This window comes from Streptomyces sp. NPDC020958 (assembly GCF_055562175.1).
Genome location: NZ_JBVHFU010000015.1, coordinates 32,507 through 44,202 on the forward strand (window position 1 = coordinate 32,507; position 11,696 = coordinate 44,202).

Annotated in this window: 8 protein-coding genes; 7 read left to right on the forward strand and 1 reads right to left on the reverse strand. The window is 72.1% G+C overall.

Features of this window, described 5'->3' with window-relative positions:
* Nucleotides 1–458: 458 nt before the first annotated feature.
* Nucleotides 459–3,533 carry an FG-GAP-like repeat-containing protein gene (locus tag ACZ3KP_RS32780; RefSeq protein WP_467503914.1) on the forward strand — a complete coding sequence of 1,025 codons (3,075 nt, stop codon included), beginning with the start codon at nucleotides 459–461 and terminating at the stop codon, nucleotides 3,531–3,533.
* A 380-nt stretch (nucleotides 3,534–3,913) separates the two neighbouring features.
* Here the strand turns inward: ACZ3KP_RS32780 and ACZ3KP_RS32785 are convergent, their stop codons facing one another.
* Nucleotides 3,914–5,104 (reverse strand): pyridoxal phosphate-dependent aminotransferase, encoded by a 1,191-nt coding sequence (locus ACZ3KP_RS32785; RefSeq protein WP_467503916.1) that lies wholly within the window; start codon nucleotides 5,102–5,104, stop codon nucleotides 3,914–3,916.
* 806 nt (nucleotides 5,105–5,910) lie between these two features.
* Between ACZ3KP_RS32785 and ACZ3KP_RS32790 the strand changes: the two genes are divergently transcribed.
* From ACZ3KP_RS32790 to fbaA, 6 genes are all read left to right on the forward strand, one after another.
* Nucleotides 5,911–6,441: a DUF2617 family protein gene (locus ACZ3KP_RS32790; protein WP_358979023.1), complete on the forward strand. Its 531-nt coding sequence runs from the start codon at nucleotides 5,911–5,913 to the stop codon at nucleotides 6,439–6,441.
* An 84-nt stretch (nucleotides 6,442–6,525) separates the two neighbouring features.
* On the forward strand, nucleotides 6,526–8,157 hold the full coding sequence (locus ACZ3KP_RS32795; protein WP_467503918.1) for a polyamine aminopropyltransferase: 1,632 nt from the start codon (nucleotides 6,526–6,528) through the stop codon (nucleotides 8,155–8,157).
* A gap of 94 nt (nucleotides 8,158–8,251) precedes the next feature.
* Entirely contained in the window at nucleotides 8,252–8,983 is a 732-nt protein-coding gene (locus ACZ3KP_RS32800) for an SRPBCC family protein (protein ID WP_467503920.1), read from the forward strand.
* 96 nt (nucleotides 8,984–9,079) lie between these two features.
* On the forward strand, nucleotides 9,080–9,868 hold the full coding sequence (locus ACZ3KP_RS32805) for an aldose epimerase family protein (protein WP_467503921.1): 789 nt from the start codon (nucleotides 9,080–9,082) through the stop codon (nucleotides 9,866–9,868).
* A gap of 10 nt (nucleotides 9,869–9,878) precedes the next feature.
* Nucleotides 9,879–10,427, forward strand: coding sequence for an orotate phosphoribosyltransferase (pyrE, locus tag ACZ3KP_RS32810; RefSeq protein WP_132889592.1), 549 nt, complete (start codon nucleotides 9,879–9,881; stop codon nucleotides 10,425–10,427).
* 164 nt (nucleotides 10,428–10,591) lie between these two features.
* Nucleotides 10,592–11,614, forward strand: a complete 1,023-nt coding sequence (fbaA, locus tag ACZ3KP_RS32815) for a class II fructose-bisphosphate aldolase (protein WP_467503923.1) — start codon at nucleotides 10,592–10,594, stop codon at nucleotides 11,612–11,614.
* The last annotated feature ends 82 nt before the right edge of the window (nucleotides 11,615–11,696 follow it).

Genomic DNA, 11,696 nt, shown 5'->3' on the forward strand with positions numbered 1-11,696 from the left:
CTTCGACGTACAAGAAATTGTACGTCTCGCTCTGTGGTGCGGCAAGCGCCTGTACCGCGGCCGGGAGCATGCGGCCTCCGGTGCGCGAGCGCTTTGCGGAGCCTTTCCGCCGCACCCGGCAGCACCTCGGTGCGTTTGCAGAATGCGAGCCGGACGCAGGGGGCGCCCGCTGCGGCAGGGAGCATTTTGTCCGGCGCGCGGCGACGGCATCGACGTCACCGACAACGGCGGGTGCGCCGAGAAGGGACCTGGGGTCGCCGATCCGGTGGCCGTCGCGAAGACGATCGGGATCTCGTCCTACCGGTGCCTCAGAGAAACCTGTGGCCACTGTTATCATCAACTCGCCGCGTGTGGGGGGAAGTTCGGGGGAGGATATTTCGCGGCAGCATCAATACACGCCTTCCCGACCGTCGGCCTCCGGCACGCCTCTTTCCACCGGAAGCCCCCAGGAGGCGACGATGGCTCGTCGTACCACCGCCCGTGGCGTCGTCGCCGCGCTGGCAGTCCTCACCGTCGTCGCCGGTCCCGGTCCACTCGTCGGCACGGCCGATGCGGGCGACGGCACCGGGAGTACCGCACGCGCGACCGAGAAGGTCTTCCAGTCCGACCGTTACCAGCCTCGCGCCGACCGGCTCTACAGCGCCGGTACCGACGGCTACCTGCACGCCCAGGAGGGACGCTCCGGCTACCTGTGGACGTCGTACGCCACCGGTGCGACGACCGAACTGGGCGAGCTGCCGCGAGTCGAATTCGCCGGCTACCTGGGCTCGTCGTCCGACATCGTGACCGACGTCGTCTCGCCCACCCAGAAGGTCGTCCTGCGTGACCTCTCCGCCGCCACCAGCACCGACGTCACCCTCACCCACGGCACGTACATGGCCACCTACGGCACCCATGTGCTGACCCAGGCCCGCGACACGGGCGGCAGCCGCACGCTGTGGCTCTACGGCGGCGACGCCCCGGCCGACGGCACCCTCGTCGACGGGTGGCCGGCCGGGATCACCTCGAACTTCCGGGTGCTGGGCGGCGACAGCGGCACCGCCGTCGTCGGCTACGCGCTGGGGGGCGTGCAGCACCTGGCGCTGGTGGACCTGGCCGCCGCGAAGGTCACCGGCGACGTGACCCTGTCCGCCGCTCCGGCCGCCGTCGCGCTGAGCGCGGACCGGCTGGTCTGGTACCCGTCCGGTACCACGCCGACGGCGCACGTCCTGGACCGCGGCGACCTCACCGCCCCCGGGACGACGGTGACCCTGCCCGGCACCGAGGGCACCCCGTCGGTCGGCATCGCCGGGGACTGGCTCGTGGTGGCCCGTACCGTGCCGTCGAACCCCTCCAACCTGGCCGACGAGTCCGGCGAGCAGCTCATGGCCGTCCCCGTCACGGGCGGCGCCCCGGTCACCCTGCTCCGGCACGCGAACAGCTCCGTCGTACCCGCCCCCGACGGCGGCCTGCTGGTCGTCGGGGGCGCCGACGCCGGGCACTGGGCGGTACGCCGGGTCACCGGCACGGGCGCGGACACCCCGGCACTGACCGAACTGACCGCCGTACCGCCGGTAGCGGCGAAGATCACGCGGCTGTCGCTGGAGAACGGCACCCTGGCCACCGACGAGGCCAACTCCAGCTTCCTGGGCGCGTACTACACCCGGCCGATCGCCGCGGACGGCACGCCCGGCACCCGGACCTGGGAGAAGTGGGACGGCCTCGACACGGGCCCGTACGCCACCGGGGACGGCCGCGCCGTGACGTTCACCGCCGACGCCGACCCGGTCGGCTCGTACGTCCAGTCCGTCGACCGCGACGACCAGGCCGGCTTCTTCTACCTGCCCTCGGCAACCGGCACCGTCCTCGACGTCACCGGCCGCTACGCGGTCGTCAACGGTTCCTTCCCCAGCAAGCAGTACGTCGGCGACCTCGGTGTCTACACCGACCTGCAGCCCGTCCTCACCCGCTCCGTCACAGCCGCCTCCGTCTGGGGGAGCAGCCTGTGGACGCCGGGTTCCGGCAACGGTGTCGTCACCGCCAGGAACCTGAAGACCGGCGCGACCGCCGCCACCGTCAGCACCGGCGCCCCGTGCGTCCCCAAGGAGCTCCAGGTGGTGAGCCGCTGGATCTACTGGTCCTGCGGTACGGGCGGGACGGCCGGCGTCTGGGACCGAACGGCGAAGAAGAACATCCCCGTCCCGTCCGGCCAGGTCCAGCTCGGCGACGGATACCTCGTCCGGCAGGACACGACCACCGGGACGCTGCTCCTCACTGCCTTCGCCGACGGCACCGCGACCACCCGTGAGATAGCCGACCTCCCGGCGGGCACGTCCGGCGGGCGCGGGACGACCTGGACCGTGGACAAGTTCGGCGGGCCCGTCGCCTACGTCGACGCGGAGAACCGGATCCACCTGGTGCCCAGCGGGGTCGCCACCCAGCCGCTCTCCGCCGTCGAGTCCGAGACGACCGGCAACGCGGGGGAGAACAGCGCGGCCGACAGCCCGTGGTGGCAGTGGCGCGGGCTCCTCTCCAAGCCGGCCGCCTCCTGGACGGCCACCCTCACCAGCAAGGCCACCGGTACCGTCGTCCGCACCCTCTCCGGCGGGGCGGTGCAGGGCAACCTGACCGCGCGGTGGGACATCCGTGACGCCAAGGGCGCGCTCGTCCCCAACGGTGCCTACACCTTCACGGTGACGATCCCGCCTGCCGACGGCTCGGGACGCGCGCTGACCGTGTCGCAGACGGTGCAGGTGTCCGACGGGGCCGCCGTACGCCACGACTTCACCAGCGCCGGTTCCTGGGCGCCCGACGGAACCGGCGACATCCTGACCCTCAGCTCCTCCGGCACCGTCAGCTACCGGCCGGGCACCGGCACGGGCACCCTGGGCAAGGCCATGTCCGCCTCCGGCTGGCCCGCCTCCGTGAAGCTCTTCCCGTTCGGTGACCTCGACGGCGACCGGCGCAACGACATCCTCGTCCGGTTCAGCAGCGGCGAACTACGGGTGTACCGGACCATGCTCGGCCAGGCGTTCCTCACCAGCACTCCGCACACCTCGCTGGGCAAGGGCTGGAACCAGTACGACGTCCTGACCTCGCCCGGCGACATCAGCGGTGACGGCCGTCCCGACCTCATCGCCCGCAACTCCGCCACCGGCGCCGTCTACCTCTACCGGGGGACGAGCACCGGAAAGCTCTCCGCGCGCGTGAAGCTCTACGCCGACTGGAAGACGTACAAGAAGATCGTGGGTGTCGGCGATCTCAACGGCGACGGCATCGGCGACCTGGTCGCCCAGGACAAGTCCAACAACCTGTACCGCTACCTCGGCACGGGCAAGAGCACCTTCTCCGCACGCGTGAAGCTGTCCTCCTCCTGGGGCGGCTCGTACGACACCGTCATCGGCGCCGGCGACCTCACCGGCGACGGCAATGCCGACCTCCTGTCCCGCGACACCTCCGGCAACCTGTGGCGCAACAACGGCAACGGCAAGGGGGTGTTCGGCGCCCGCACGAAGATCGCCACCGGATGGCGGGGGTACAAGGGGATCTTCTGAGTGGTGACGAAAAACGCGCCACGGGGCCGGCCGACCTCGAACCCGGCTGCCCGCAGGCCGTTGCCGAGCAGGTCGCGCTTCGGCGGAGGCCGGCGCCGACGTACGTCGGGTACTGCTCCGCCGTCGGGACGGCGGAACCGAGCGGGCCGTCGGCCGTGACCCAGCCGGAACCGTGTTCACGCACCCGCTCGCGTGCCGCGCGGCAGGCCCCGCCGAGGGAGGCCGGCGAGGTCGGTGGACCGGCGGTCGCTCCACCCGGTCGTGCAAACTCCGCGTCAGCGGTCGCGCTCGTCCATCCACCGCGCCGCTCTACGGCCTGCGACATCTACGCGCTGCGGCGTGAGTCAGGCCGGGACCCTCGCCGGTACGGCTGTCGGCTGTCACCCGGCCAGCGTCTTGAGCCGGGTGGCGGCCTCCTCCAGCACTCCCGTGCGCTTGCAGAAGGCGAACCGTACGAATGGCGCACCCTGCTCGCGGTGGTCGTAGAAGACCGCGTTGGGGATCGCGACCACCCCGCAGCGCTCCGGCAGTGCACGGCAGAAGGTGAGACCGTCGCTCTCACCGAGGGGCCGGATGTCGGTGGTGATGAAGTACGTACCGGCAGGGCGGAAGACCTTGAAGCCCGCCCGCTCCAGGCCGCCCGCGAGCAGGTCCCGCTTGGCCAGCATGTCCGCGCGGAAGTCCGCGAAGTATGAGTCGGGCAGGCGCAGTCCCTCGGCCACGGCGTACTGGAAGGGCCCGGAGGCGACGTACGTCAGGAACTGCTTGGCCGAGCGCACCGCCGTGACCAGTTCCGGCGTCGCGGTCACCCAGCCGACCTTCCAGCCCGTGAAGGAGAAGGTCTTGCCGGCCGAACCGATGGTGACCGTGCGCCCGCGCATGCCGGGGAGGGCGGCGAGGGGGATGTGTTCCGCCTCGTCGTAGACCAGATGCTCGTACACCTCGTCCGTCACCACCAACAGGTCCCGTTCCACCGCCAGTTCGGCGATCGCGGTCAGCTCGGCGCGGGTGAGGACCGTGCCGGTCGGGTTGTGCGGGGTGTTGACCAGGAGGAGCCGGGTGCGCGGGGTGACGGCGGCGCGCAGCTCGTCGAGGTCAAGGCGGAACGCGCCGCCGTCCGGGCGCAGCGTGACCGGCACCCGGGTGCCGCCGGCCATCGCGATGCACGCCGCGTAGGAGTCGTAGTACGGCTCCAGGGCGACGACCTCGTCACCGGGCTCCACGAGGGCCAGCAGGGCGGCGGCGATCGCCTCCGTCGCGCCCGCCGTGACGAGCACCTCGGCGTCCGGGTCGTACGACAGCCCGTACCGGCGCTCCTGGTGCGCGGCGATCGCGCCGCGCAGCTCGGGGACGCCGGGGCCCGGCGGGTACTGGTTGCCGCGCCCCTCACGCAGCGCGCGCACGGCGGCCTCCCTGACCTCCTCGGGACCGTCGGTGTCCGGGAAGCCCTGCCCCAGGTTGATGGACCCGGTGCGCAGCGCCAGGGCGGACATCTCGGCGAAGATCGTGGTCCCGAACTCGGCGAGCCGGCGGTTCAGGAGCGGGCGTTCACTGGAGGTCATGCGGGTCATCCTGCGCCCAAGCTCTGGAGTTCCTCAACTCTGCTTTGGCCGGTGAGACGGCCGGGCATCCCAGGGGCACGTCGCGTTGCCGCGGCGGCCGGGGCGCCCACGGGGGGTCGCCCCAGGGGGAAGAAAGCAGGTGACGCCATGGGCACCGTAGTCATCGTGGTGGTGGCCGCGATCGTCTGCCTGGCGATCGTCCGGGGGGCGGTCCGCAGGGGCGGGTCGGGCAAGGGGTCGGCGTTCCGCGGGGGCGGGTCCTCCGCGTACGACGGCTCGCGCAGCTGGTGGGCGGGGGACGGCGGGTCGTCCTCGTCGTCGTCGCACGGTGGGCACGGGCACGGGGGGCACGGGGGGCATTCCTGCGGGGGCGGGCACTCCTCGTGCGGCGGTCACTCCTCCTGTGGCGGCGGGTCCTCGTGCGGGGGCGGGGGCGGGGGCGGCTGCGGCGGAGGCAACTGACCCGGGGGACGGGGAGGAGACCGGGGAGGGGGAACGGGGGGACCAGGGCGTCCGGCGGGAGGGCGGGGGAGCTCTCCCGCCGGACGCCCTGGCGCGCGCCGGGCGGAACATGGCGCACGTCTGGTTGAACAGTTGAGCTGTGGAGCCCTCTGAGGGATGGAAACCCCACGAAGTTGGGTAAAAACGCTGTGCCAGCAGCACAGTTCATGATTCCCTCTAAATCACCAAAGCAGCGCCTCGGGCGTCCTGACGACACCCCTTCCCCGGCTGGGCCGGCCGGGCCGATCTCCCGGTGTCGACCGAGGTGCGCCGGACCACACTCCCCGTCTTTTGCGTGTTAGCGGAGCCGATCCATGCTCACGACCCTGAACACCTCCTACACCGATACGCGCGCGGCCGACCTCGCCTGGGCCCTGGGGCGTGAGCCGCTGCCCGCCCTGGCCACCCTCGACCTGGAACTGACGGGGGCGAAGCTGCAGCTGAGACTGCTCGGCGCGTCCCACCAGGTGCTCCTGGAGGAGGAGCGGGGCGGCTGTTCGGAGACGGTGGCGTGCATCCCGGGGTCCAGCACCCCCCTGCCGCTCGGGGTCGCCAAGCGCATCGGCGACTGGGAGTACGAGTTCGCGGCCCGCGTCGAGGTGCTGTCACCCGGCTCCTTCGCCGGCCGCGCCCAGGAACTGCTCGCGCTCGTCTCCGAGCACCCGCACGGCCTCGCCGGGGTCTTCCCGGGCAGCCCGCACGCGTTCACCGCGATGCTGGCCCAGCGGTACGAGGGGCAGGTGCACTGGCGGACCTGGCACGCCTATCCGCAGGACGGCCAGCTGGTGGCGACCCGGACCAGGGTCGGCGTCCGCGCTCCGGTGTCGCAGTCCATCGGTCGATGACATAAACCAACTGGGCGTCAACGGATGCGAGTTCCACACGTGTGGGTGACGAAGCGTACCGAGCGAGTGACGTAACGTCGCAGAGTGATCGAACCGCACGCACCCGCCCCTCCCGGCGCACCGCCGCCCTGGGGCACCCCCACGCCGCTGCCCGTGCGGCCGGGGACGGGCCGCCTGCTGGTGCTGGCGTGCGTCTTCGTCTGCGCGGCCTGCGGACTGGTGTACGAACTCGAACTCGTCGCCCTCGCCTCGTACTTGATCGGCGATTCGGTCACCCAGGCGTCCGTCGTGCTGTCCGTCATGGTCTTCGCCATGGGGATCGGCTCGCTCGGCGCGAAGCGGCTGCGCTGGCACGCGGCGGCCGGGTTCGCCGCGGTGGAGGCGACGCTGGCGCTGGTCGGCGGGTGCAGCGCCATGGCGTTGTACGCCGTCTTCGCCTGGACCGGCGGCTGGGGCGGCCTGTGGACGTCCGGCCCGCGCTGCCTGCTGGTCGCCTTCTCCCTCGCCATCGGGCTGCTCATCGGCGCCGAGGTGCCGCTGCTGATGGAGCTCATCCAGCGGATCCGCCGGCAGGACGCGGGCGGCGCGGTGGCCGACCTGTTCGCGGCGGACTACGTGGGCGCGCTGGTCGGCGGCCTGGCCTTCCCGTTCCTGCTGCTGCCGGTGCTCGGCCAGCTGACGGGCACCCTGCTCACCGGCACGGTCAACGTGGTGGCCGGGGCCTCCCTGGTCCTCGGCCTGTTCCGCCGCGACCTGTCCCGGCGGGCCCGCTGGACCCTGGTCGTCGCCAACCTCACCGTCCTCGGCGTCCTCGCCTCCGCCGCCGTCCTCGTCGACGACTTCGAACGGGCCGCACGGCACGCCGTCTACGGCGACGACGTCCGGGTCGCCCTGCAGACCGACGTCCAGGAGATCGTCCTCGCCGGTGGCACCCACGGGCGGCCCCTCGACCTCTTCCTCGACGGCCGGCTGCGGGTCGGCGGCCGGGACGAACGCCGGTACCACGAGGCGCTCGTCCACCCCGCGATGAACGGCCCGCACGCGCGTGTGCTGATCCTCGGCGGCGGTGACGGCATGGCCGCCCGGGAGGTGCTCCGCGAACCCGGCGTCCGGCGGGTCGACGTGGTGGAACTCGACGCCGGGCTGATCCGCCTGGCCCGCCACGACCCGGCCCTCGCCGCGCTCAACGGCCACGCCTACGACGACCCCCGCGTCCACGTGGCCATCGCCGACGCCTTCCGCTGGCTGCGTGAGACACCGCGCTACGGCTACGACGTCGTCATCGCCGACCTGCCCGACCCCGGCATCACCGCCAGCGCCAAGCTGTACTCCGAGGAGTTCTACGGACTGGCCCGCCGCGTCCTCACCCCCGGCGGGCGCCTGGTCGTGCACGCCGGTCCCGTGCAGGCGCGCCCCCGCACCTTCTGGACGGTCGCGGCCACCATGCGGGCCGCGGGCCTTACCCCGGCCCCCTACCGCGTCCTCGGCCACGACGCCGGCTTCACCCCGGGCCCCGACCGCTCCGCGGGCGAGTCCAGGACCCCGCACGACTGGGGTTTCCTGCTGGCGGCCGCCGACGGCCGCGAACCCCGCCTACGACTTGCTCCCGACGCGCCCCCACTGCGCACCCTGACCCAGCGCTCCCTGACCCACGACGCCCTCCCCTCCCCGACGGCTTCCCTGCCGGCCTCCACTCTGGTGGATCCGGCCTACTGAACGGGGGCACGGCGCCGTGGCGTCGGCCCGCCCCGGCAGGTGCCGTGCGTCGTGGAGGGTACGGGGGGCCGACTCCTGGGTACGCTCAGACGCCATGGAGCACCAGGTGTACGTACCGGCCCCGAGCGCTCGGCTCAGGGAGGCGCTGGCCGACCCCGCACGGGTCGCCCGGGCCGTCCCCGGCCTCCAGCAGGACGCGGGCGCCGCCCCCGGCACCGGCCGTCTGAAGGTCCGGATCGGCAGCCACTCGATCACCTACCGGGGTGCCCTGCGCGTCACCCCCCACGACGACGGTTCCTACGCGGTCGACGGTGACGCCACCGAGGCGCGCGGCACCGGCACGGTGAAGCTGGCGCTCACCCTGCGCCTCGCGGACGTGGCGGAGGGCTGCGAGGTCACGGTGACCGGCACCGCCTCCGTCGGCGGCCGGGCCGCGGAACTGCCAACGGAGGCGGTGGAGTCGGCGGCGACGAGGCTGCTGAGCCGCTTCGTGGAGGGGCTGGGCGACGCGGAGCCCGAGGCCCCGGCTCCCGAAGAGCCCGAAGCCCCCGAAGCGGTGGAGCCGGTGGAGCCGGTGGTGCCGGTGGAAGTGCCGATCGAGGAACCCCTCCCCGAGATCTTCGCCGAGGCGGCCCACGCCCGCCGCACGATGATCGGGCGCAGCGCGGAGGAGGTCGACCACGCACCCCCGAGAGGGCGGTACGCCCCGGTCCCGGCCCCGCAGACGGTGGCAGGGAGTTCGACACTGCGCTGGGCGGCCCCGGCGGCGGCACTGGCGCTGGCATCGGCGATCGTGGTGACGAGGGCCCTGCGCAAACGCCGGTGAATCAAGGCGCCCCGAAAGGGGCGCGGGGGACTGCGCGAGCAACCCGCACCCTCCCGCACCCGAGAGCCAACCCCCGTCCCCCAGTACTGTCGTCCCGTGAGTAACGAAGACATCACGCTGACCGCAGGCGACGCGGAAGTCCGCATCCACCCCCGCAACGGCGGCCGCATCGCCGGCCTCAAGATCGGCTCCCTGGAACTCCTCCGCCAGGGTGACCGCTTCGGCTGTTTCCCGATGGTCCCCTGGTGCGGCCGGATCCGGGACGGCCGCTTCCTCGACGGCGCCACGCCCGTCCAGATGCCCCTCAACTCCCCGCCGCACGCCATCCACGGCACCGCCCGCGACGGCGCCTGGCGCACCGCGCGTGTCTCGGCGGACGAGGCCGTCATCACGTACGAACTCGTCGCCCCCTGGCCGCACCCCGCCCGCGTCACCCACGCCGTGCAGCTCACCGAGGACTCGCTGACGCTGACGATGGGCGTCGAGACGTACGACAACTCCTTCCCGGCGCAGATCGGCTGGCACCCCTGGTTCAACCGGAACCTCGGCGGCCAGGACGCCCAGGTCGACTTCGCTCCCGCCTGGCAGGAGGAGCGCGGCGCCGACCACCTGCCCACCGGCAACCGCATCGACCCGAAGCCCGGCCCCTGGGACGACTGCTTCGGCATGCCCGACGGCGTCGACGTCACCCTCACCTGGCCGGGGCAGCTGGCGCTCAAGGTCACCTCCCGCGAGCAGTGGGTCGTCGTCTACGACGAGCAGGAGGCCGCCGTGTGCGTGGAGCCGCAGACCGGACCGCCGAACGGGCTCAACACGCTGCCGAGGCTCGTCACCCCACTGGAGCCGCTGGAAGCCGCGACCACCTGGACGTGGACGCGCCTCTAAGCTGGTCGGCATGAGCGACGTACGTGCTGAGCTGCTGCAACAGATCAAGGACAAGGCCGTGGTGCGCGGCCGGGTGACCCTGTCGTCGGGGCTGGAGGCCGACTACTACGTCGACCTCCGCCGCGTCACCCTCGACGGTGAGGCGGCCCCGCTGGTCGGCCAGGTGCTGCTGGACCTGACCGCGGACCTGGAGTTCGACGCCGTCGGCGGGCTCACCATGGGCGCCGACCCGGTCGCCGGGGCCATGCTGCACGCGGCCGCCGCCCGCGGCCGTCGCCTGGACGCCTTCGTCGTGCGCAAGGCGGCCAAGGCGCACGGCATGCAGCGCCGGGTCGAGGGTCCGGAGATCAGGGGCCGGCGCGTCCTGGTCGTCGAGGACACCTCCACCACCGGCGGCTCCCCGCTCACCGCCGTCGAGGCCGTGCGCGAGGCCGGCGCCGAGGTGGTCGCCGTCGCCACCATCGTCGACCGGGCGACGGGCGCCGCCGAGAAGATCCAGGAGGGCGCCGGTGTGCCGTACCTCTTCGCCTTCTCGAAGGACGAACTGGGGCTGGACTGACACGCCGGTTGACGCGTGGGATTGACCCGGATTTGACCGGCGCCGGGAGCATCGGTTCAGGTCTGGAAAGATGGGGCCGACGATGACGTCGCCCCCCACACAGGTCTAGGTCAGGGCCGTAGAGAAACAGCATTACCCGACCCGCACACCCAAGGAGCGGACAGATGCCCATCGCAACCCCCGAGGTCTACAACGAGATGCTCGACCGGGCGAAGGCAGGCAAGTTCGCCTACCCGGCCATCAACGTCACCTCGACCCAGACCCTGCACGCGGCGCTGCGCGGCTTCGCGGAGGCGGAGAGCGACGGCATCGTCCAGATCTCGACCGGCGGCGCGGAGTTCCTGGGCGGCCAGTACAAGAAGGACATGGTCTCCGGCGCGGTCGCGCTCGCCGAGTTCGCGCACATCGTCGCCGAGAAGTACCCCGTCAACATCGCGCTGCACACCGACCACTGCCCGAAGGACAAGCTCGACGGGTACGTACGCCCGCTCCTCGCGATCTCCGAGGAGCGCGTGAAGAACGGCCGTACCCCGCTCTTCCAGTCGCACATGTGGGACGGCTCGGCCGAGACCCTCGCCGACAACCTCGCGATCGCGCAGGAGCTGCTGGAGCAGGCCCGCCGCGCCCACATCATCCTCGAGGTCGAGATCACCCCGACCGGTGGCGAGGAGGACGGCGTCTCCCACGAGATCAACGACTCCCTGTACACCACGGTCGACGACGCGATCCGTACGGCCGAGGCGCTCGGTCTCGGCGAGAAGGGCCGCTACCTGCTCGCCGCCTCCTTCGGCAACGTGCACGGCGTCTACAAGCCGGGCAACGTCGTGCTCCGCCCCGACCTGCTCAAGGAGCTGAACGACGGCGTGGCCGCGAAGTTCGGCAAGCAGTCGCCGTTCGACTTCGTCTTCCACGGCGGTTCCGGCTCCACCGAGCAGGAGATCCTGACCGCGCTGGAGAACGGTGTCGTGAAGATGAACCTCGACACCGACACCCAGTACGCGTTCACCCGCCCGGTCGCCGACCACATGTTCAAGAACTACGACGGCGTCCTGAAGGTCGACGGCGAGGTCGGCTCCAAGAAGACCTACGACCCGCGCACCTGGGGCAAGCTGGCCGAGGCGGGCATGGCCGCCCGGGTCGTCGAGGCCACGCAGAACCTGCGCTCCGCGGGCAACAAGATCAAGTAGACCGCAGCGCGCTCATCACGGTCCGGACCCGGCGTCCGTCTGCATCTGCCGACGGCGCCGGGTCCGCTGTATACCTGGACCC

Excerpts from the sequence above, each read along its gene's own strand:
- ACZ3KP_RS32780 (WP_467503914.1), top strand. The coding sequence starts at position 459 with ATGGCTCGTCGTACCACCGCCCGTGGCGTCGTCGCCGCGCTGGCAGTC.
- fbaA (WP_467503923.1), top strand. The coding sequence starts at position 10,592 with ATGCCCATCGCAACCCCCGAGGTCTACAACGAGATGCTCGACCGGGCG.
- ACZ3KP_RS32800 (WP_467503920.1), top strand. The coding sequence starts at position 8,252 with ATGGAGCACCAGGTGTACGTACCGGCCCCGAGCGCTCGGCTCAGGGAG.
- pyrE (WP_132889592.1), top strand. The coding sequence starts at position 9,879 with ATGAGCGACGTACGTGCTGAGCTGCTGCAACAGATCAAGGACAAGGCC.
- ACZ3KP_RS32790 (WP_358979023.1), top strand. The coding sequence starts at position 5,911 with ATGCTCACGACCCTGAACACCTCCTACACCGATACGCGCGCGGCCGAC.
- ACZ3KP_RS32785 (WP_467503916.1), bottom strand. The coding sequence starts at position 5,104 with ATGACCCGCATGACCTCCAGTGAACGCCCGCTCCTGAACCGCCGGCTC.